The 20,042-nt window shown below is 70.9% G+C and carries 22 protein-coding genes; 6 read left to right on the top strand and 16 right to left on the bottom strand.

The window, feature by feature from the left end:
* Positions 1-75 precede the first annotated feature (75 nt).
* Entirely contained in the window at positions 76-1,371 is a 1,296-nt protein-coding gene (locus tag V5P93_RS08155) for an IS256 family transposase (RefSeq protein WP_374065696.1), read from the top strand.
* A 66-nt stretch (positions 1,372-1,437) separates the two neighbouring features.
* Here the strand turns inward: V5P93_RS08155 and V5P93_RS08150 are convergent, their stop codons facing one another.
* From V5P93_RS08150 to V5P93_RS08130, 5 genes are all read right to left on the bottom strand, one after another.
* Positions 1,438-1,590 (bottom strand): transposase family protein, encoded by a 153-nt coding sequence (locus V5P93_RS08150; protein WP_245931816.1) that lies wholly within the window; start codon positions 1,588-1,590, stop codon positions 1,438-1,440.
* Between the two features lie 3 nt (positions 1,591-1,593).
* Entirely contained in the window at positions 1,594-1,842 is a 249-nt protein-coding gene (locus V5P93_RS08145) for a hypothetical protein (RefSeq protein WP_245931815.1), read from the bottom strand.
* A 67-nt stretch (positions 1,843-1,909) separates the two neighbouring features.
* Positions 1,910-2,887: a tetratricopeptide repeat protein gene (locus V5P93_RS08140; RefSeq protein ID WP_104483577.1), complete on the bottom strand. Its 978-nt coding sequence runs from the start codon at positions 2,885-2,887 to the stop codon at positions 1,910-1,912.
* Between the two features lie 38 nt (positions 2,888-2,925).
* Positions 2,926-3,807, bottom strand: a complete 882-nt coding sequence (locus tag V5P93_RS08135; protein ID WP_104483576.1) for a hypothetical protein — start codon at positions 3,805-3,807, stop codon at positions 2,926-2,928.
* A gap of 46 nt (positions 3,808-3,853) precedes the next feature.
* The gene (locus V5P93_RS08130) at positions 3,854-4,150 is read right to left on the bottom strand and encodes an MTH1187 family thiamine-binding protein (RefSeq protein ID WP_104483575.1); all 297 of its coding nucleotides are present in this window, start codon (positions 4,148-4,150) and stop codon (positions 3,854-3,856) included.
* 174 nt (positions 4,151-4,324) lie between these two features.
* Between V5P93_RS08130 and V5P93_RS08125 the strand changes: the two genes are divergently transcribed.
* On the top strand, positions 4,325-4,828 hold the full coding sequence (locus V5P93_RS08125; RefSeq protein ID WP_104483574.1) for a MarR family winged helix-turn-helix transcriptional regulator: 504 nt from the start codon (positions 4,325-4,327) through the stop codon (positions 4,826-4,828).
* 124 nt (positions 4,829-4,952) lie between these two features.
* Here the strand turns inward: V5P93_RS08125 and V5P93_RS08120 are convergent, their stop codons facing one another.
* The 5 genes from V5P93_RS08120 to V5P93_RS08100 form a co-directional block, all read right to left on the bottom strand.
* Complete coding sequence (locus V5P93_RS08120; protein ID WP_104483582.1) at positions 4,953-5,300, bottom strand: DUF3817 domain-containing protein; 348 nt, start codon at positions 5,298-5,300, stop codon at positions 4,953-4,955.
* Positions 5,301-5,364: 64 nt separating this feature from the next.
* Positions 5,365-6,411 carry an ABC transporter permease gene (locus V5P93_RS08115; protein ID WP_245931814.1) on the bottom strand — a complete coding sequence of 349 codons (1,047 nt, stop codon included), beginning with the start codon at positions 6,409-6,411 and terminating at the stop codon, positions 5,365-5,367.
* Positions 6,408-7,328 (bottom strand): ABC transporter ATP-binding protein, encoded by a 921-nt coding sequence (locus V5P93_RS08110; RefSeq protein WP_104483573.1) that lies wholly within the window; start codon positions 7,326-7,328, stop codon positions 6,408-6,410. The genes V5P93_RS08115 and V5P93_RS08110 overlap by 4 nt, the downstream gene beginning before the upstream one ends.
* 195 nt (positions 7,329-7,523) lie before the next feature.
* Complete coding sequence (meaB, locus tag V5P93_RS08105) at positions 7,524-8,489, bottom strand: methylmalonyl Co-A mutase-associated GTPase MeaB (RefSeq protein WP_104483572.1); 966 nt, start codon at positions 8,487-8,489, stop codon at positions 7,524-7,526.
* 2 nt (positions 8,490-8,491) lie between these two features.
* Positions 8,492-9,679 carry an acetyl-CoA C-acetyltransferase gene (locus V5P93_RS08100; RefSeq protein WP_104483571.1) on the bottom strand — a complete coding sequence of 396 codons (1,188 nt, stop codon included), beginning with the start codon at positions 9,677-9,679 and terminating at the stop codon, positions 8,492-8,494.
* A 134-nt stretch (positions 9,680-9,813) separates the two neighbouring features.
* Between V5P93_RS08100 and mce the strand changes: the two genes are divergently transcribed.
* A complete protein-coding gene (gene mce, locus V5P93_RS08095; protein WP_104483570.1) occupies positions 9,814-10,263 on the top strand; it encodes a methylmalonyl-CoA epimerase in 450 nt (149 codons plus the stop codon).
* A gap of 246 nt (positions 10,264-10,509) precedes the next feature.
* Here the strand turns inward: mce and V5P93_RS08090 are convergent, their stop codons facing one another.
* Positions 10,510-11,970 (bottom strand): peptide MFS transporter, encoded by a 1,461-nt coding sequence (locus tag V5P93_RS08090; protein ID WP_104483569.1) that lies wholly within the window; start codon positions 11,968-11,970, stop codon positions 10,510-10,512.
* Positions 11,971-12,351: 381 nt separating this feature from the next.
* On the opposite strand from V5P93_RS08090, the gene ccrA reads away from it, so the two are divergent.
* Both ccrA and V5P93_RS08080 read left to right on the top strand, forming a co-directional pair.
* On the top strand, positions 12,352-13,683 hold the full coding sequence (ccrA, locus tag V5P93_RS08085; protein WP_104483568.1) for a crotonyl-CoA carboxylase/reductase: 1,332 nt from the start codon (positions 12,352-12,354) through the stop codon (positions 13,681-13,683).
* A gap of 105 nt (positions 13,684-13,788) precedes the next feature.
* Positions 13,789-14,979, top strand: coding sequence for a chromosome segregation protein (locus V5P93_RS08080; protein WP_104483567.1), 1,191 nt, complete (start codon positions 13,789-13,791; stop codon positions 14,977-14,979).
* Between the two features lie 652 nt (positions 14,980-15,631).
* On the opposite strand, the gene V5P93_RS08075 is transcribed toward V5P93_RS08080, so the two are convergent.
* From V5P93_RS08075 to V5P93_RS08065, 3 genes are all read right to left on the bottom strand, one after another.
* Positions 15,632-16,588, bottom strand: a complete 957-nt coding sequence (locus V5P93_RS08075; protein WP_104483566.1) for an adenylate/guanylate cyclase domain-containing protein — start codon at positions 16,586-16,588, stop codon at positions 15,632-15,634.
* Positions 16,585-17,034 carry a universal stress protein gene (locus V5P93_RS08070; protein ID WP_104483565.1) on the bottom strand — a complete coding sequence of 150 codons (450 nt, stop codon included), beginning with the start codon at positions 17,032-17,034 and terminating at the stop codon, positions 16,585-16,587. Before V5P93_RS08070 ends, V5P93_RS08075 begins: the two co-directional genes overlap by 4 nt.
* An 88-nt stretch (positions 17,035-17,122) precedes the next feature.
* A complete protein-coding gene (locus tag V5P93_RS08065; protein WP_104483564.1) occupies positions 17,123-17,713 on the bottom strand; it encodes an NAD(P)-dependent oxidoreductase in 591 nt (196 codons plus the stop codon).
* A gap of 60 nt (positions 17,714-17,773) precedes the next feature.
* Between V5P93_RS08065 and V5P93_RS08060 the strand changes: the two genes are divergently transcribed.
* On the top strand, positions 17,774-18,217 hold the full coding sequence (locus V5P93_RS08060; protein WP_342752337.1) for a helix-turn-helix domain-containing protein: 444 nt from the start codon (positions 17,774-17,776) through the stop codon (positions 18,215-18,217).
* Here the strand turns inward: V5P93_RS08060 and V5P93_RS08055 are convergent.
* Positions 18,131-18,853 carry an alpha/beta fold hydrolase gene (locus tag V5P93_RS08055; RefSeq protein WP_342752336.1) on the bottom strand — a complete coding sequence of 241 codons (723 nt, stop codon included), beginning with the start codon at positions 18,851-18,853 and terminating at the stop codon, positions 18,131-18,133. The genes V5P93_RS08060 and V5P93_RS08055 overlap by 87 nt on opposite strands.
* Before the next feature lie 4 nt (positions 18,854-18,857).
* Entirely contained in the window at positions 18,858-19,553 is a 696-nt protein-coding gene (locus V5P93_RS08050; protein ID WP_146108410.1) for a hypothetical protein, read from the bottom strand.
* Between the last annotated feature and the right edge of the window lie 489 nt (positions 19,554-20,042).

Here is a 20,042-nt window from a genome sequence, read left to right as displayed (position 1 = left end):
AGGGACTGTTTCAAAATCGGTGTTTCCGGCCCGACACGCCGGGCCGAAGGTCCGGCGGGATGGGCACTGTGAGTGATGACATCCGATGTTGTGAGTCCACGCAAGAGTGAGTCGAAGCCGGCGCGGGAGCTGTCGCCGGAGCAGGCCGCCGCGGCGGCGATGGTGGCCGAGGCCAAGGCTCGAGGGCTGGCGTTGACCGGCCCGGACGGCCTGCTGAAGTTGTTCACCAAGAACGTGCTGGAAACCGCGCTCAACGAAGAGATGACCGAACATCTCGGTCACGAGAAGAATCGGGCCGCGCCCGAGCGTGACTCGACGAATGTGCGGAACGGCACGCGGCCGAAGACCGTGATCTCCGACGCCGCGGGTGAGGTCGAGATCGACGTGCCGCGGGACCGAGAAAGCACGTTCGAACCGCACATCGTGAAGAAACGGCAGCGTCGACTCACCGATGTGGACGAGATCGTGCTGTCGCTGTATGCGAAAGGGATGACCACTGGGGATATCTCGGCGCATTTCGCGGAGATCTATGGAGCGTCGGTCAGCAAAGAGACGGTATCGCGGATAACCGACAAAGTCGTCGCTGAAATGAACGAGTGGGCCAACCGCCCACTCGACGCCGTGTACGCGGCGGTGTTCATCGACGCGATCGTCGTCAAGGTCCGGGACGGCCAGGTCGCCAATCGGCCCGTCTACGCCGCCATCGGCGTCACCGTGGACGGCCACAAGGACGTCCTGGGCCTGTGGATGGGCGCCGGTGGCGAGGGCGCCAAATTCTGGATGAGCGTGCTGATCGATCTCAAGAACCGCGGCGTGGCCGACGTGTTCTTCCTCGTCTGCGACGGCCTGAAAGGCCTCCCCGACGTCGTCACCAATGTCTGGTCGCGGACCATCGTCCAGACCTGCGTCATTCACTTGATCCGGAACACGTTCCGGTTGGTCGCCCGTCAGGACTGGGACGCGGTGAAACAGGACATCAAACCCGTTTACACCGCGCCCAGTCCCGACGCCGCTCTCATCGCGTTGGATGAACTCGAGGAGAAATGGCGCAAGAAGTACGGGGCCATGATTCGGCTCTGGCGCAACGCCTGGGAAGAGTTCATCCCGTTCCTCGGCTACGATATCGAGATCCGGCGCATGATCTGCTCTACGAACGCCATCGAGTCCCTGAACGCCCGCTACCGCCGAGCTATCCGAGCACGCGGACATTTCCCGACCGAACAGGCAGCGATGAAGTGCCTGTATCTTGTGACACGCAGCCTGGACCCCACCGGCACAGGCCGCGCCCGATGGACGATGCGTTGGAAGCCCGTGCTCAACGCGTTCGCCATCACATTCGGTGACCGCTGGCCAGGAGCCGAGACCTACTGATCAACAACGCCGGACACACCGATCATGGGATAGACCCCGGGAAGAAGACGATCAAGCCTGTGAGGCTTATTCAGCGGCGTAGAAGTAGAGGCCGATGACTGCGGAGATGGTGTCGATGGGGCGTCGGTAGTCGGTGTGAAGAACGCGCCAGGTCTTGAGGCGGGTGATGGCGCGTTCGACCACGACACGGATGGAGTTGTGGTGCCGGTTGAACTCCACTTCTCAGTCGGGCTGTTCACGGTTGCGGGGTTTTCTGATCGGGGTGAGGATGCCGCTGCCGATGTAGCCCTTGTCGCCGAGCCAGGTGCCGGGGTCTCGGCCGTCGAGATCGTCGGCCGTGGGAACGCGGTGTCCGAGCAAGCCGACCACCGGTGGTGTGACCGCCGTGATCGCCCGGCTGATCGTCGACTGCGACACCTCGAACGCGTCCGCCAACTCCGCTTGAACCCGATTCCGGCGCGGGTACGCCACGCACCACCACACCCCGACAACAAAACGGGCCCCGGAGCAACACCCCGGGGCCCGCCAAAACCCAAGATCAGAACAGCGCGCTGGCCAACTCCCGACGCGCCTTGACCACCCGCGGGTCGTCCGCCGGGAACAGGTCGAACAACGACACCAGGTGCGTCCGCGCCTTGTCCCGCTCCGCCCCCGAACTCCGCCGCACCGCCGCGATCAGCCGCCCGAACGCCTTCTCCACCTGCTGCCCCGCCAACTCCAGGTCGGCCGCCCCCGCCTGCGCGTCGACGTCATCCGGTGACGTGTCCGCCCGCACGATCACCGACGGGTCGATCGCCTGCGTCCGAGCCAGGAACCGCACCTGCGCCAACGCCGCCTTCGCGTCCGCGTTCGCCGGTTCCGCGTCCAGGATCGCCTGGTACCGCGCCTCAGCCGTCTCGAAGTCACCAGCCTCGAACGCGTCCTCGGCCGCCGCGAACCGCTCGTCCTCCGGCTCCGGCTCCGCGACCGCCGCGGGCGCGCCCGCCTCGGCCGCGCGGATCCCCGGCAACCGGTCGCGCAGCGCGTCGAGGATCGAGTTGATCCACTGGCGGACGCGGTCCTCCGGCGGTACGTCGTTGAACGCGTCGACCGGCTGGCGGGCGGCGATGGCGATCACCATCGGCACCGCCTGCACACCGAACAGCTGCGCCACCCGGGGACTGATCTCCACGTCCACCTTGGCCAGCCGCCAGGCGCCTCTGCCCTCCACGGCGAGCCGTTCGAGCACGCCGACCAGTTGCTTGGACTGGGCCGACCAGCCCGCGACCAGCGCGACCACCACCGGGACCTCGGCGGAGCGCTCGACCACCTCGGCCTCGAAGTTGGCCTCGGTGACGTCGATGGAGTGCGCGCCCGAGGTGGCGGGGGCGTCGGTGTCGTCCTGGTCGGACGCGGGCGTGGCGGGCTTGGGTGCCCGCGCGGCGGCGTCCGCGCGCGCCTTGAGCGCGGACAGGTCTACGGCCCGGGATAGGGCGGCCGACAGTGCGGCGGTCTGGCGTGGATCTGGCCTGGTCACTCCCTCATCCTGGCACGCCCCCTGATCCCACGTCCGCGCTACCGGCCATCCCCCACCAGCGCGGCGAGCCGGGCCGCCGGGCTCAGCGCCATCGGGTTGACCCGCATCCGGTCGTTCTCCCTGGTGATGCGCAGGGCCAGCGGCGCGACCAGCTCCACGAACCGCTCGGTGCCCCGGTCGCCCAGCTGCAGCCACGGCGCGGCCGCGGCCTCGTCGGTGAGGTCCTCCACCGACTCGCGCAGGCCCCGGCCCTCCTCGGTGAGCACGTCCGGCTCGTCGAGGACGCCGCGGTCCTGCAGCCTGCCGACCGCCGCGTGCCACTCGTCGTCGGGGACGTTGCGGGCGGTGCGCAGGTACTCGGGGTCCAGGTCCCGGTCGACGCCGATCGTGACGAGCGCCTCAACCGGGTCCAGCCCGGCGGTCACCAGGGCGGCCACGTGCCCGTCGCCCCGGGACTCGCGCAGGGTCGTCACCGCCTGCCAGAGCGCGAGGTGGGGCTCCGCGGGCAGCGGCAGTGCCGCGTTGGCCGCGCCGAGCGGGCGCCCCGCCGTCGGCACCCACCCGACCACCGCGCGGGCCAGGTCGGCCGCCTCGGCGACGTCCGGCCCCTCGACCGCGTCGCCCAACAGCCGCCGCAGGGCGCCGTCGACGCCGCGCAGCCGGGCGGCCAGGAACTCCGCAGGCGACGCGACCGTCCACACGTCGGGGACGGCGCGCTCCACTCTGGAGGGGTGGAAGTTGTAGAACACGCTGGTCACCAGCCACGCGGGCGCGGCGCCCAGCGGCGCGGCGCGCATGCCGAAGTACCCCATCCAGCGGCCCCGGCAGCCGAGCGCGTCGGTCTCGGCGACTGACTCCGGGGTGAAGTAGGTGACGGCGTGGTACGGCTCGAAGCACTCCCACAGCACGCGAGGGTCCACGTCGGCTCCCAGGTAGTAGGTAGTCGGATAGTAGGACGTCCGAGCTTTACTCCGCCAGGTACTCCTCGACCCTGGCGACCTTCGACTCCAGCTGACCGGTGTACCCGGGCCGGATGTCGGCCTTCAGCACCAGGCTCACCCTCGGGTACCGCGCGAGCAGCACGTCGGTCGCCCGCCGCACCACGCCCATCACCTCGTCCCACTCGCCTTCCACGATCGTGTACATGGCGGTGAGCTGGTGCGGCAGCCCCGACTCGCGCACGACGCGCACCGCGGCGGCGACGGCCTCGCCGACGTTCTCCGACTCCCCGCCGAGCGGGCTGACACTGAAGGCGATGAGCACGGGCGCACTCCTGGCTCGGAGACGTGAACGGGCGGGTGACTGGGCCGAACGTGGCCGCACACTATCCGGGCGACCGCGCCGCGTGACAGGGCAGCCGAGAGCGGTCCGGGACACACCGGTCGATTCCCGCAGCCCACGGCCGTGCGGGCGAACCCACTGGTAGCTTCCTTTCCCATGAGGCCGCGCTCGTTGTCCTTCGACCCCATCGCCCGCGCCGCGGAGCTGTGGGAGGAGCGCATCGGCGACTCCACGACCATGGCCGCGGTGACCAGCGTCATGCGCGTGCAGCAGATCCTGCAGTCCGCCGTGGACGCCGCGCTCAAGCCGCACGGGCTGACCTTCGCCCGCTACGAGGCACTGGTGCTGCTGACCTTCGCCAAGCGCGGCAGCCTGCCGATGCGGGTGATGGGCGAACGGCTGCAGTTGCACCCGACCAGCGTCACCAACATCGTCGACCGGCTGGAGGCCGACGGCCTGGTCAAGCGGACCCCGCACCCGACCGACCGGCGCACCACCCTGGCCGAGATCACCGACGCGGGCCGCGAGCGCCGCGAGCAGGCCACGACCGCCGTCACCGCCGTCGACTTCGGCCTGCGCGGCCTGACCGACCGGCAGACCACCCAGCTCACCGACCTGCTCGCCAAGGTCCGCAAAGCGGCGGGCGACTTCCAGGACTGAGGCATTCCCTCCCGCCACCATCCCCGCCCGGCACCGTTCCCGACCTGGCACCGGATCTCGCCCGAAACACCGAGCGCCGCCCCGGAATCCGTTCCGGGGCGGCGCTCGGGTCAGTTTCGGGTTCTCAGGCGTTGACGCTGAGCAACATGCCCGCGCGCAGCTGCTTGGGGCCGACCGGGTCGAGCTTGCCGGTGCGCAGCGCCCAGCGCTCGAACAGCAGTGTCGCCAGTGGAGGGACGCTGGCGACCAGCGCCCACACCGTGGTCCACCGGTTCCAGCCCAGCTGCCGGGAGGAGACCAGCGTCACCACGACGTAGGCGACGAAGACGGCGCCGTGGATCGGGCCGAAGACCTTGACCCCGAGGTCGCCGTAGTCGGTGGCGTACTTCACGAGCATCCCGAGGAGCAGGCCGACCCAGGAGACGGCCTCGATGACGGCGACCGCGCGGAAGCGGGCAGCAGGCGTGCGCATGATCCCAGTGTGCGGCGTGAGCGCGCTCACCGAGGGCTCGGGCCACCGCGCTGACCAGCGGTTTTCAGCTGTCCTCCCAACTGAAGACCCGGGTCGCGATGAAGCTCACAACGAGGATGAACCCCAACAGGACGCCGCACGGCACCAGCAGCGCCTCGACGCCCTTGCCGCGCACCATGACGTCGGTGAGGCCGTCGTTCATGTGCCGCAACGGGAACACCTTCGACACCGCCCGCAACCACGACGGCGCCATGTCGATCGGGAAGAAGGTGCCGGACAGGAACGCCATGGGCAACGTCACGATGTTGGCCGCGGCGGTGGCCGCCTCCTCGGTCTTGCAGAAGGCGCCGACCAGCATGCCGATCGAGAAGAACGCCAGCACGCCCAACAGGAAGATCGGGATCGCCAGGTACCACGTGCCGGACAGTCGCAGCCCGAACACCGGCAGCGACGCCACCCCGGTGAACAGCAGTGCCTGCGAGACCGCGACGGTGACGGTGACCAGCACGCGCGAGGACAGCACCGTGACCGGCGACACGGGTGCCAGCCGCAGCCTGCGCAGCACCTGCTTGCGCCGCCAGGTCACCAGGGTCATGCCCGCGCTGAACACCGCGCCGACCGCGATGCTCCAGCTCAGGATGCCGGGGGTGAGGTACTGGATGGGTTTGAGCGAGGAGTCCTCGACCTGCTGCGCGGTGAAGTCGAACTTCGGCGGCCTGCCGCTGGCCCGCACGTTGAGCGACTGCGTGACGCCCGACACCAGGCCCTGCACGGTGCCCGCCTGGGCCTGGTTGCTGGCCGCGAAGTGCAGCACCACGCGGTCGCCGTTGACCTCGACCAGCCCGGGCAGGTCGCCCGCGCGGACCTTGGCGACGCCGTCGTCCAGCTTGTCGAACCGCTGCACCTCGACGGCCCCGGTGCGCTCGAGGGCGACGACGACCTCGCCGTCGCCGTAGGCGCCGAGCTTGATCTTGTCCATGCCCGCGTCGCGGAACAGCAGCCCGAAGACCACCAGGAACATCAGCGGGAACAGGAAGGAGAAGAACAGGGTGGTCTTGTCCCGCACCAGGCCCTTGGCCATCGCCTTGGCCAGGCTCTTGAACGCCGTCACGCGCGGTACTCCCGTCCGGTCAGCTGGAGGAAGACGTCCTCCAGGGTGGCGGTCCGCACCTGCAGGCCGTCGAGGGTGCCGCGCTCGGCCAGGGCGGCCAGCAGCGGCGCGGGGGTGCGCGTGGTGAGCACCAGCGACTGCTCGTCCTCGCCGACCTCGTCGGCACCGGGCAGGCCCGCGGCGTCGGCGGCGGTCAGCGTGCCGCGCTCGAGGGTGATCCGGGTGGGCGCGTCGAGCCCGCGGACCAGGGCGGTCGGGGTGTCCATGGCCAGCACCCGGCCCTGGTCCATGATCGCCACCCGGTCGCAGAGGATCTCGGCCTCGTCGAGGTAGTGGGTGGTGTAGACGATGGTCTTGCCGCGCTCCCGGATCACGCGCAGCACGTCCCACAGGTTGCGGCGGGCCTGCGGGTCCAGCGCGGCGGTGGGCTCGTCGAGGAAGACGACGTCCGGGTCGTGGGCGAGCGCGCAGGCGATGGACAGCCGCTGCCGCTGACCCCCGGAGAGCTTGTCCTCGCGGGTGCCCGCCTTCTCGGTGAGACCGACCAGTTCCAGCATCTCGTCCACGCGGCCTGCGCCGACGCCGTAGAGCGCGGAGAAGGTCTCCAGCTGCTCGCGCGCGGTCAGCCGGTCGAAGAACGCCGACGCCTGCAGCTGCACGCCGATGCGCGGCAGCAGGGCGGGCTTGCGCGGGAACGGGCTCTCCCCCAGCAGCCGCACGGACCCGCTGTCCGGCTCGCGCAGCCCCTCCATGATCTCCAGTGCGGTGGTCTTCCCGGCCCCGTTGGGTCCGAGGATGCCGAAGAACTCCCCGTGGCCGACGGTGAACGACACGCCGTCGACCGCTTTCAAGTCCCCATAGGACTTGCGGATGTCGTCGACGACGATTGCCGCCGCACCCGCCCCAGTGCTGGTCATGGGGGCAACATACGTCGGCGACCGGCCGGTCCGCCGCCGACCCCGCACACCGGCCGCCCGGTTGCGCTGATCGGATCAGTCGGATCAACTCAAGAGGCCACCTGGACGGCCTATTCGTTAAACCGCGAGTAATTCAAGGGTGAAGACAATCGACCGCCAGTCGCGCGAACGGGCCCGGTCAGTCGAATACCCCGATCACCCGGGGTGGTCGTTCTCCCCGTCGGCCGTCAACGCGTGCGCGGCGGTGTACGGGTCGCACTCCCCCGCCGCGACTCGGACGGCCAGCGCGTCCAACCGGTCGCCGCGCCACCGGGCGCGCAGCGCGGCGAGCGCGACGGCCTCGATCTCGGCGCGCGCCCGTTCGACGCGGCGCGCCGCGAGGTCGCCGTGCGCGGCGGTCCAGTCGTGGTGCGCGTCGACGGCCTCGACCAGGTCGGCGATGCCCGCGCCCCGGTCGGCGGTGGTCTTGACCACCGGCTGCCGCCACGACGCGCCCCGGATTTCCCTGCGCCCCAACGAGATCGCGTGCTTGAGGTCGCGGACGGTGGCGTCGGCGCCGTCGCGGTCGGCCTTGTTGACGGCGAACACGTCGGCGATCTCCAGGATGCCCGCCTTGGCCGCCTGGATGCCGTCGCCCATGCCGGGGGCGAGCAGCACGACGACGCTGTCGGCCAGCGCCACGACGTCCACTTCGGACTGTCCGACCCCGACGGTCTCGACCAGCACCACGTCGAACCCGGCGGCGTCGAGCACCCGGACGGCCTGCGGGGTCGACCAGGCGAGGCCACCGAGGTGGCCGCGGGTGGCCATGGAGCGGATGAACACGCCGGGGTCGGTCGCGTGGTCCTGCATGCGGATCCGGTCGCCGAGCAGCGCGCCTCCGGAGAACGGCGACGACGGGTCGATGGCCAGCACCCCGACCCGCTGCCCGCGCGCCCGGTACGCGCCGACCAGGGCCGACGTGGTGGTGGACTTGCCGACCCCGGGCGCGCCGGTCAGCCCGACGACCCGCGCGCGGCCCGTGTGCGGGGCCAGGGCGGCGGCGATCTCGGGCAGCCGGGGACTGGCGTCCTCGACGAGCGTGATGAGCCGGGCGACCGCGCGCGCGTCGCCGCCGCGCGCGCGGTCGACCAGGTCCGGCACCGCGTGGGTGCGGGTCAAGCTCAGCCCTTGGGCACGCTGATGATCAGCGCGTCGCCCTGGCCGCCGCCACCGCAGAGGCCCGCGGCGCCGACGCCGCCACCGCGGCGCTTGAGCTCGTAGGCCAGGTGCACGACCAGCCGGGCCCCGGAGGCCCCGATCGGGTGGCCCAGGGCGATGGCGCCGCCGTTGACGTTGACGATGTCGCCGCTGACGCCGAGCTGCCGGGTGGAGACCACGCCGACGGCGGCGAAGGCCTCGTTGATCTCGACCAGGTCCAGGTCGGCGGCGGCGATGCCCTGCTTGGCCAGCGCGGCCTTGATCGCGTTCGACGGCTGCTCGTGCAGGCTGGCGTCCGGTCCGGCGACGACGCCGTGCGCGCCGATCTCGGCGATCCAGCTCAGGCCCAGCTCCTCGGCCTTGGCCTTGCTCATCACGACCACCGCGGCGGCGCCGTCGGAGATCTGCGAGGCCGAGCCCGCGGTGATGGTGCCGTCGCCCGCGAACGCGGGGCGCAGCTTGGCCAAGCCCTCGACGGTGGTGTCGCCGCGCACGCCCTCGTCGGTGTCGAACACGACCGGGTCGCCCTTGCGCTGCGGGATGTCGACGGGGGCGATCTCGTCGGCGAAGCGCCCCTCGGCGATGGCCGCGGCGGCGCGCTGGTGCGACAGGGCGGCGAAGGCGTCCTGCTCCTCGCGGGTGATGCCGTAGCGGGCGTTGTGCTTCTCCGTGGAGGCGCCCATGGCGACCTGGTCGAAGGCGCAGAAGAGGCCGTCGTGGGCCATGTGGTCGACCAGGGTCACCTCGCCGAACTTGAAGCCGGCGCGGGACTTGGGCAGCAGGTGCGGCGCCTGGGTCATGGACTCCTGGCCGCCCGCGACCACGATGTCGAACTCGCCCGCGCGGATGAGCTGGTCGGCCAGCGCGATGGCGTCGAGGCCGGAGAGGCAGACCTTGTTGACCGTCAGCGCGGGCACGTCCATCGGGATGCCCGCGGCGACCGCGGCCTGCCGGGCCGGGATCTGGCCCGCGCCCGCGGTGAGCACCTGGCCCATGATCACGTACTGCACCTGCTCGGGGGCCACGCCCGCGCGCTCCAGCGCCGCCTTGATCGCGACACCGCCGAGCTGCGCCCCGGTGAAGTCTTTGAGCGAGCCGAGCAGTCGGCCGATCGGTGTGCGGGCACCGGCGACGATGACGGATCCGGACACGGCGGTCTCCTAAGCGATGCGAACGGTCGTTAACGTGGACCATACTCGCGGACCAGCGATTTGCCACGCCGGGCTGTGAGTGACCGCACAGCAGGCGTTACCGCGGGTTAAGGGCGGCGTACTACGTTCGAGCCATGAGCAGCGATGTCCTGAAGAAGCACGTGCTGGCCATCGACCACGTCGGCATCGCCGTGCCCGACCTGGACGCGGCGATCGCCTTCCACCGCGACCACTTCGGCCTCGTCCCGGTGCACGAGGAGGTCAACGCGGAGCAGGGCGTGCGCGAGGCCATGCTGCGCGCCCCCGGCGACGACGGCACGGGCACGGCCGTCCAACTGCTGGCCCCGATCGACGAGTCGTCGACCATCGCCAAGTTCATCGGCCGCAACGGCCCGGGCCTGCAGCAGCTGGCCTACCGGGTGGCCGACGTGGCCGCCACCACCGAGGCCCTGCGCGCCGCGGGCCTGCGCGTGCTCTACCCGGAGCCCAAGCGCGGCACGGCGGGCAGCAAGGTCAACTTCGTGCACCCGAAGGACGCGGGCGGCGTCTTGGTCGAACTCGTGGAACCCGCCGCCGAGCACTGACCCCCGAATGAGGGGCCGCCGAGCAACCCGCTCGGCGGCCTCGCACTCGCTTCGACCACTCCAACTCACGCCAACCCATCCCAACCCGCGCCGAGGCAGCACGCGCGAGGGGCCCCGCAATAGGGAACTCCTATTTCACTCCTACGGCGGGGCGAGCTGCGACGAGAAGACGTCGAGCCCGCCCCGTGGACAGCTCGGGCGCATGTGGACCGAGCCGTGATTGGGCCGTGATCGGGAGCGGACCGGTCAGCGCACGCCGCGCATGAGTTTGCGTACGAGCGGGGTCATGGCGGCCATGGCCACGCCGAGGGCGATGGCGACGCCGCCGAGGACGCCGAAGTAGGCGGGTTCGTCGTCCTTCGAGTAGTACTCGGCCAGCGCGCCCGCGACCGACGTGCCCAGCGCCAGCGACAGGTAGAACAGCGCGACCATCTGCGCGGTGAACGCCTTGGGCGCCAGCTTCGTCGACAGCGACAGCCCCACCGGCGACAGGCACATCTCGCCGACCACGAAGATCACCAGCACCAGGACCAGCAGCAGCGGCGGGATCACCTTGTCGCCCTTGGTGAACCCGAGCAGCGCCATCACCAGGAACGCCACGCCCATGGACCCGACGCCGATGGCGAACTTGACCGGAGTGGACGGTTGTCGGTCACCCAGCTTCACCCACAGCGCGGCGAACACCGGCGCCAGCAGCACCACGAACAGCGGCTCCACCGAGTTGAACCACGACGGCGGGATCGACCACCCCCACAGGTCCAGGTCGACGCGCTGCTCGGCGTAGATCGCCAGCACGGTGAACTGCTGCTGGAACAGCGCCCAGAAACCGAAGCTGGCCAGGAACATCGGCGCGAACGCCCACACCCGCGCGCGCTCCACGCCGTCCACGCGCTTGCTGGTCAGCAGGACCGTGAACAGCGCGATGACCGCGGCGACGATCACCCAGGTGACCACGGTGGCCAGGTTGTCCGCGGCGATGACGCCGGTCAGCACCAGCACGAGGATCGCCGCGACGGCCACCACGCCGATCCCGAGCGCGCGGATCCGGTCCGGTCCGGTGAGCGGGTTGGGCACCACGCGGCCCGCGTCGGGCAGGTTCTTGCGGCCGAGGGTGTACTGGGTCAGGCCCAGCGCCATGCCGATGGCGGCGAGGCCGAAGCCGTAGTGGAAGCCGATGTTGTCCTGCAGCAGGCCGGTCAGCAGCGGGCCGACCAGGGCGCCCAGGTTGATGCCCATGTAGAAGATCGAGAACGCCGAGTCGCGGCGCACGTCGTCCTGGCCGTAGAGCATGCCGACGAGCGTGGTCGCGGTGGCCTTGAGACCGCCGGAGCCCAGCGCCACGCAGATCAGGCCGACGGCCACGCCCGCCACCCCGGGCAGCACGGCCAGCGCCAGGTGCCCGGTGAGGATGAGGACGCCGCTGTAGAACAGCGTGCGCTCGGGGCCGAGGAGCCGGTCGGCCACCCAGGATCCCGCGATGGTGGCGAGGTAGACGGAACCGCCGTAGGCGCCGACGATCCCGGCGGCGGTTGCCTCGTCGAGCCCGAGACCACCCTTTTCCGCGGTGAAGTACAGGTAGTACAGCAGGATCGCTTGCATCCCGTAGTAGGAGAAGCGCTCCCACATCTCGGTGCCCGCGAGGTTCGCCAGCCCTCGTGGGTGGCCGAAGAAGCCTCGGTCTTGCGTGACCTCGGTAGAGGTGCTCACGGTCGGTTAGTCCTTTTCACCCGGGTGCGGCGACACTGCCGCACATCAGTCGCGGTGGACCTTCCACCGACCGAACCGTATGACACGTGCGTGTTTTACCAACTACTAAACGTGTTGTCCGTCTCGTCCACGGCACGCGAGCGCGCCGCGAATAACCCGCCAACCAGCGCGAATGCGGACCAAATCCGGGAATACGGGGATTTTCACCCGCGCGACACGAAGCGGTTGATCCACTGTGGAGCGACGTTGCGCCACCCGGCGGACGACCGCGGTGCCCTGGGTCACACATCGCTGGTACTGAATCGCTACCCATGAGTAACGTCCCGGCTCCCGGGGCGCCCGTCCCGGTCGACGCACCCGTAACTCCCCGGGAGGTCCGCCGTGCAGCACATCCTCGAAGCGATCCAGGCAGGCGAGTCGGCCGCGCTGGGCGCGCTGCCGGTACCCGAGCACTACCGGGGGGTGACCGTGCGCGCCGACGAGGCGTCGATGTTCGACGGGCTGGAGTCCAAGGACAAGGACCCGCGCCGGTCGCTGCACGTGGACGAGGTGCCGACGCCGGAGCTGGGGCCGGGCGAGGCGCTGGTCGCGGTGATGGCCAGCGCGATCAACTACAACACCGTCTGGACGTCGATCTTCGAACCGGTGTCCACGTTCAAGTTCCTCGAGCGCTACGGCAAGGTCTCGCCGCTGGCCAAGCGGCACGACCAGCCGTACCACGTGGTCGGCTCGGACCTGGCGGGCGTGGTGCTGCGCACCGGTCCGGGCGTGCACAACTGGAAGCCGGGCGACGAGGTCGTGGCGCACTGCCTCAGCGTCGAGCTGGAGGGCCCGGACGGGCACGGCGACACGATGCTGGACTCGCAGCAGCGGATCTGGGGTTTCGAGACCAACTTCGGCGGGCTCGCGGAGCTGGCGCTGGTGAAGTCGAACCAGCTGATGCCCAAGCCCGCGCACCTGACCTGGGAGGAGGCCGCCTCCCCCGGCCTGGTCAACTCCACCGCGTACCGGCAGTTGGTCTCGGGCAACGGCGCGGGCATGAAGCAAGGCGACGTCGTGCTGATCTGGGGCGCGTCCGGCGGCCTCGGCTCGTACGCCACCCAGTTCGCGCTCAACGGCGGCGCGATCCCGGTGTGCGTGGTGTCCAGCCCGCAGAAGGCGGAGATCGCTCGCAAGATGGGCGCCGAGCTGGTGATCGACCGCAACGCGGAGGGCTACGGGTTCTGGAAGGACGAGCACACCCAGGACCCGCGCGAGTGGCAGCGGCTGGGCGCCAAGATCCGGGAACTGACCGGAGGGGACGATCCGGACATCGTGTTCGAGCACCCGGGCCGCGAGACCTTCGGCGCGTCGGTCTACGTCGCCCGGCGCGGCGGCACGATCGTCACGTGCGCGTCCACCTCGGGCTACACGCACCAGTACGACAACCGGTACCTGTGGATGAACCTGAAGCGGATCATCGGCTCGCACTTCGCGAACTACCGCGAGTCGTGGGAGGCGAACCGGTTGATCGACAAGGGCTTCATCCACCCGACGCTGTCGCGGACGTACGCGCTCGCCGACACCGGTCAGGCCGCGCTGGACGTCCACCGCAACGCGCACCAGGGCAAGGTGGGCGTGCTGTGCCTGGCGCCGTCGGAAGGGCTCGGGGTGCGCGACCCGGAGAAGCGGGCCAAGCACCTCGCCGCGATCAACCGGTTCCGCGGCGTGTGAAATCTCCCCCCGGTGGCCGTACCCCCCTCGCGGCCACCGGGGGGTTCCCGGAGTTTCCGCGCGACTATCCGTGAGCGCGCGCTCGTCGGCAGGTAGCGTGGGCGCATGGGCTTGGGTGAGGAACGCGATCTCGTCCCGTTGGGTGCCGGTTTCGACATCACCAAGCGGGGCTACAGCCGCGCTCAGGTGGAGGAGCACCTGGAGCGGATCGACGCCGAACTGCAACTGCTGCACGCCGACCGCAACGCGGCGGTGTCCCAGGCCGCCGATCTGGCCAAGCAGCTGGAAGCCAGCCGGAGCGAGATCAGCGACCTGCGCGGCCAGATCGACCGGCTGTCGCAGCCGCCGACCACGCTCGAGGGCCTGAGCGAACGCCTCCAGCGCATGCTGCGGCTGGCCACCGAGGAGGCGAGCGAGACCAAGGCGCGCGCCGAGGCCGAGGCCGGACGCATCCGGGGCAAGGCGGAGGCGGACGCGTCGTCCCTGCGCCAGCGCTACGAGCGGCTGATCGCCGAGACCGAGTCCCGCCGCGCCGACATGGAAGCCGAACACCGCGGCGTCGTGGAGAAGGCGCGCGCCGACGCGGAGCAGGCCGTCTCCACCGCCCGCGCCGAGGCCGCCCGGCTCGACAGCGAGGCCCAGGCCCGCCGCACGTCGGTCGAGGAGGACTTCGAGATCGCCATGGCCGCCCGCCGCACGGAGTCGATGCGCGCCCTGGCCGAACTCGAGTCCACCACCAAAGCCGACGCCGAACGCCGCGTCCGGGAGGCGACGGAGGAGGCCAACCGCCGCCGCCACGACGCGACCACGGAGTCGACAGCCCGTCTCCAGGAAGCCACCACCGAAGCCCACCGCCGGGTGCGGGAGGCGACGGAAGAGGCGAACCGCCGCATCACCCACGCCACCCAGCGCGTCGCGGCGCTGCGCCAGCTCCGCGCGAGGGTCGCCGACCAACTCCACTCGGCACGAGACCTGATCGCCGACGCGCACGTGCAGCTGGCCGACGCCGCCCCGGTCCTGGACCCACTGCCGGAGGAACGGCTCACCGCCAAGACCATCGACGGCACCCCAGCCGACGATTCGCCGACGAAGACGTTGCGGTCGGTGGTGGGGCCGCCGAAGGAGCACTGGGAACCGGCGGAGGTCGAACCGGAACGCGCCCCCGCGACTCCGCAGGGCCGCCCCACGGAGTCGGCCATCCCGGCTACGCCTCCCCCTGCGGCCGCAGACCGAACCCAGAAGCTGACGCGGCCGGGGAGTCAGTCCACGAACAAGCGGCCCGCTACCCGTCGCTGACCGGGGAACCTGATGGTCCCTCGGGACATACCCCAGACTCTGCCCCCAGCCATTCCGAGTTGTCCACAGGCTTGATCATCTCTGCCCGGAATTGTCGGTCCTCCTCGCTAGGATGGACAGTGGGGGCCGGAGGCATCGATTTGATCATCTTTGTGCTGCGGGGTGCCGGTTCGCGGCGTGACCGGGTTGATCGGTCCGGCTGTTCGCGGAAAAGACGGGCGGCCTCGATTGAGTGAACTTACTTTGCGCGAGGCCCCTACGAACCTGCGGTGGGGAAAAGCGGTGGGAGGGGCAAGCCCACCCCACCCGCAGGCGAGCTTGGCAGGCCCGTCCCCACACAAAGCAAGTCCACCCAATCAAGGCGTATAGCGGGGGCGCGTTGCGTTCTGCGGGACTGGGATCCTGCGGCGGTTGTGGGGGCGGCTGGGGATAAGCCGAAAAGCCTGAATGATGTGACGGAGATGCGTCGCGTTGAGTGGAGGCTGGAAACCTGCGGCGGTTACGGGAGTGGCTCGAGACAAGCCCAAAGCCCCAATGACGTGCCGGAGATGCGTTGCATTTGGCTGGGGTCCTGTGGCGGTCGTGCCGACAAGGAAGCGCTGTGCGGAGGAGCCCGGTCCGAGCCCCGCCCACAAGGGCTCGGACCGGGTGGTCAGCTGCCGGGGCCTCGGCGGAGGACGGCGTGGTGCAGTCGGTTGTAGCCGCGGACCGAGATGGGTCTGCGGGTGCGGAGGGTGAAGTCTGCGCTATCGGACAGGGCCGTGGCCAGTCCCCGGTCCGTCAACACCGTGCCGGGTTTCGCCGTGGCGGTGAGCCTGCTGGCGATGTTGACCACCGAGCCGTACACGTCCCCGTACCTGTTCAACACCCGCCCGTACGCCAACCCCGCGCGCAGCGGGGGCAGCACCGGGTCGCCCTCGGCGCGCTCCAGCAGGGCCAACGCGATCTCCGCGCCGTGGGTCGGGTGGTCGGCGACGAACAGGACCTCGTCGCCCAGCATCTTCACGATTCGGCCGTGGTTGTCGGCCACCACCTCGGCCGTGGTGGTGTCGAAGCGGTCGATGAGTCGGGCCAGTTCGTCCTCGTCGGCGTGTCGGGTCCGGGTGGTGAAGCCGACCATGTCCGCGAAGCCGACGACCTGGTCGCGCGTCTCCAGGTCCTCGGTGGCCAGGGCGCGACCGGCGTACGCGGCGAGGTGGCGGCGCCAGACGAAGGCCTGGAGCCGCTCCAGGTCGGGGAGCAGGGCCTCGACGAAACGGGTCAGTTGGCGGTCGTCGTCGAGGAGTTGGGGGTTGGCGGCGAGGACGTCGCGCAGGACGTGCACCTGCCACTCGGCCAGCCGGGACAGGTGTTGGCCCAGTAGCCGGGCGGTGGCGGTCGCCATGTCCGGTTCCAGTACGCCCGCCGAGATCAGCTCGTACGTCACCCGCAGCGCCTCGACGTCGCTGTCGGTGAACACCACCTCGTCGTCGGCCACCGTCGCGAAGCCGAGGGCGCGCCACAGCGTCGTCGCGCGCTCCAGCGGCACGCCCGCCTTCGCGCACACCTGTGCCCGCGTGTACCGCCGCTCCCCGCCGAGCAGGACCCGCTCCGCCCAGGCCTCGCTCACGTCGTGTGCACGATCAGCACGTCGACCCCCGACTTGCGGGCCACCTCCGCGGGCACCGACCCGAGGAGGCGACCCGCCAGCGTGTTGAGGCCCCGGTTGCCGACGACCAGCAGGTCCGCCCGCCGCTCGGCGACCACCGACGCCAGCGCCGACACCGGTTCACCGTCCACGACCAGCGTCTCGACCCGGGTCGCGCCCGCCTTCCGCGCGCGCTCGGCCGCGGTGCGCACCGCTTCCTCCGCCGGGTTCGCGCCGACGACCTGGTAGGCGACGTCGTCGCCGAGCGCGTCCTGGGCGCGGGTCACCTCGCGGGGCTCGCGCGGCCGGAAGGCGGACACGACGACCAGGCACGCGCCTGCCGCGGCGGCGACGGCGGCGGCCCGGTCGACCGCGCGGAAGGACGAGTCGGAGCCGTCGGTGCCGACGACCACGGTCTGGTAGGTCACGTGTCCCTCCCGAGCTACTTTTGGGTAGGTCTCGTCAGGACAACGACGTACCCGCTCGGAGGACGTGGCCGTCGGACCGGGACCCAGATCACACCCCGGCGACCCCGAAGTGGACGCGATCGTGCTTGCGGGACTCGATCTCGTCCACCACGGCTACGGCGAAATCGGCGTAAGACAACCGCGTGGCGTCGGGGGACGTACTGAGCTCGTAGTGGCCCGTGCGGGTGCCTTCGCGGTCGAAGTCCCCGGACGGGCTCACGATCACCCAGTCCGGCCCCGTGGTCGACGCGCGCAAAACCTGCGCGCCCGCGTCGTGGGCCAGGCAGAACGGCAGCCAGTCGGGGTTGAAGCCGGGGTCGTCGACGCCGCGGACCCCGGGCGCGGTCTCCAGCAGCACGGACAGCCCGACGTGCACGAGCCTGCCGACCCCGGCGCGGCCGAGGCCGTCGAGCAGGGCGCGGGTGGCGGCGGGGTAGAAGGTCGCGTGGTCGGCGTGCTCGTCGTAGAGGGAACTGACGGCGACGTCGTGCCCGGCGGTGACCTCGGCGATCCGGTCGGCGTCGGTCGCGTCGGCTTGGGCGTGGGTGAGGGCGGTGACGCGGTGGCCCCGCGCGCGGGCCTCCGCGGCGATGGCGGTGCCCGCGGTTCCCCCGGCCCCGAAGATGGCGATTGTGGTCATGACCAGGACAGTATGGATCGGATACTGGTTACTTCAACGATACTGGGTTACCGTCGCCGGGTGCCGAAGCAGCCCTTGGACCCGGACATGTTCGACCCGGCCTGCCCGTCCAGCGCCGTCCCGATCCGCATCGGCGACAAGTGGACGGCCCTGGTCGTCGTCTGCCTGGCCGACGGCCCGCGGCGGTTCTCGGAGCTGCGCGTGCCGATGCGCCGCGTGACGCCGAAGGTGCTGACCGAGACGCTGCGCGCGATGGAGCGCGACGGGATGCTCACCCGTACCCAGTACCCGGAGATCCCGCCGCGCGTCGAGTACGAGCTGACGGAGCTGGGGCGTTCCCTGCTCGACCTCGTGGCCGCCTGCCGCACCTGGGGCGACAAGCACCTGGCCGACGTGCTCGCGGCCCGCGCGGCGCACTCAGGCGAAGGAGCGCACCCAGGGCAGGACGGCGGCCAGGAACGCGTCCGGTGCCTCGACGGGCGGCAGGTGGCCGACGCCGGCTAGGGCGGCGAGCCTGCCCCCGGTCAGGTCGGCCAAGTCCCGCGCGAGGTCCAGCGGCATCAGGGCGTCGGCGTCGCCGTGCACGACGAGCACGTCGGAATCCAGTCCCCGCAACGTTTCCCGCGAATCCGGGCGCGCGGCCATGGCCCGTTGCGCCCAGGCGACCGCCGCCCCCGGCTGCGACTCCATCCAAGCCCGGACCTCGTCCGCCCGCGCCGGGTCGCGCAGCAGCGCCGGGAGCATGGAGTCGGCCAGCCAGGGCGCGATCCCGTTCCGCTCGGCGTTCTCCGCGATCCGCAACCGGTTGGCCCGCGCCTCATCGGTGTCGGCGACCGCCTTGGTGTCGACCAGCAACACGCCTGCGACCCGCTCCGGTGCCGCCCGCAGCAACGCCATCGCAACGTAACCACCCATCGAGCAACCGCCGACCAGCGCGCGGTCGATATCGAGGGAATCCAGCAACGCCAACGCATCCGCCGCAACGGTGTCGAGCGACGGCGGGTCTGTGCCGAGATCGGTACCGCCGAAGCCACGTTGCTCCGGCGTGATCAGGCGGACGTGTTCGGACAGCGGCCCCCGCACCCGGTCCCACATGCGGGAGTCGAGCGGGAAGGCGTGGCAGAGCAGGAGCGTCGGCACCTGCTCATCTTCTCCCGGTGACCCGCCCCTCGCGCACCCGCGCCACGGCGTCACCACCCGCCAGTTCCGCCCGGTGCCCGGGGTTGTCCAGGTAGAAGCGGAGGGTGTGCAGGACCACCAGTTGGTCGAGGTCGACCGTGCGCATCGGCACGGCACACACCAGGTCCGGCCCGAAGCGGACCGCGACCTTGCGCATGCGGGAATCCACCTCGACGTGGTGGTGGTGCGCGGCCACACCGAGGTAGTTCTGCCGGTTCGCGTTCCCGGACCGCCCCAGGCGCAGCGAGACGGGGCGGAACTCGGTGATCGCCTCCCACGGCAGGCGGACCTCGGGGCGAACCCAGTTGAGGACCACGTGGTCGGGGGTGAGGACGATGCCGACCTCCCGCTGCTTGCGGGTCAGCGCGAACACGCCCGCGGCGAGCAGCAGCAGGCCGAGGAGGGCGAGCACGACACCGGCGGTCGCGGCCAGGCCACCGCCGTTGACGATGAGCAGGGCGGCCGACCCGCCGAGCACCAGCCCGGCCACGATGAGCACCACGGCGGCGGCGATCGTGGCTGGTCGGGAGGGGAGGAGCAGGCCGGGTGACCCGTCCGCGGCCACGGTCAGGGCGTCACCGGCCGGTGACCCGGCCGGGTTGGGCGTGCCATCGGCACGGCGCCACGGCTGCGGGCAGGGAAGGGTCTCGGCTCGGTCCATGATGACCATGCAAGCGCACCGACCGACCACACCGCCAGCCACCATCGCCGACTTGCCGACGACGAGCACCGAACGGTTGACCGGACCACCGCCCGCTTCCCGTTCACCCCGGCGTTCACACCCCAGGGCGCGCGGCACCCACCAACCACGCCCCGCGTGCCCGGCTCACCGCTGCCTTCCAGCCTCTGTGCCCAGCCACTCAAGAACCAGGCCGCCCATCCCCGGACACACCTCCCCCAGGACACGCGGCCCACCGACCACGCTTCGGCGTGCCCCGACCCACAGCTGCCCACCGACAGCCCACTGCACAAGCAAGCAGCCACCCATTCCCAGACACACCTGACCACGACACGGTCTCGTGCTCACCACAACACCCACGCCCCAAGGCGCGCGGCACCCACCGACCACGTCCCGCGTGCCCGGCTCACCAATGCCCACACCCACCAACCGCCACGGCCTGCCAGCAAGCGACCAGGTGCCGCGCTGCAC

This window comes from Actinokineospora auranticolor (assembly GCF_041897805.1).
GTDB classification, from domain to species: Bacteria; Actinomycetota; Actinomycetes; order Mycobacteriales; family Pseudonocardiaceae; genus Actinokineospora; species Actinokineospora auranticolor.
The sequence above is the reverse complement of the archived record's forward strand: the minus strand, read 5'-3'. Positions and strand labels throughout refer to the sequence as shown.

Coding starts and splice junctions, on each gene's coding strand:
- V5P93_RS08155 (WP_374065696.1), top strand. CDS start 76: ATGACATCCGATGTTGTGAGTCCACGCAAGAGTGAGTCGAAGCCGGCG.
- V5P93_RS08125 (WP_104483574.1), top strand. CDS start 4,325: ATGAGGCCGCGCTCGTTGTCCTTCGACCCCATCGCCCGCGCCGCGGAG.
- V5P93_RS08120 (WP_104483582.1), bottom strand. CDS start 5,300: ATGCGCACGCCTGCTGCCCGCTTCCGCGCGGTCGCCGTCATCGAGGCC.
- V5P93_RS08110 (WP_104483573.1), bottom strand. CDS start 7,328: ATGACCAGCACTGGGGCGGGTGCGGCGGCAATCGTCGTCGACGACATC.
- mce (WP_104483570.1), top strand. CDS start 9,814: ATGAGCAGCGATGTCCTGAAGAAGCACGTGCTGGCCATCGACCACGTC.
- V5P93_RS08080 (WP_104483567.1), top strand. CDS start 13,789: ATGGGCTTGGGTGAGGAACGCGATCTCGTCCCGTTGGGTGCCGGTTTC.
- V5P93_RS08065 (WP_104483564.1), bottom strand. CDS start 17,713: ATGACCACAATCGCCATCTTCGGGGCCGGGGGAACCGCGGGCACCGCC.
- V5P93_RS08050 (WP_146108410.1), bottom strand. CDS start 19,553: ATGGACCGAGCCGAGACCCTTCCCTGCCCGCAGCCGTGGCGCCGTGCC.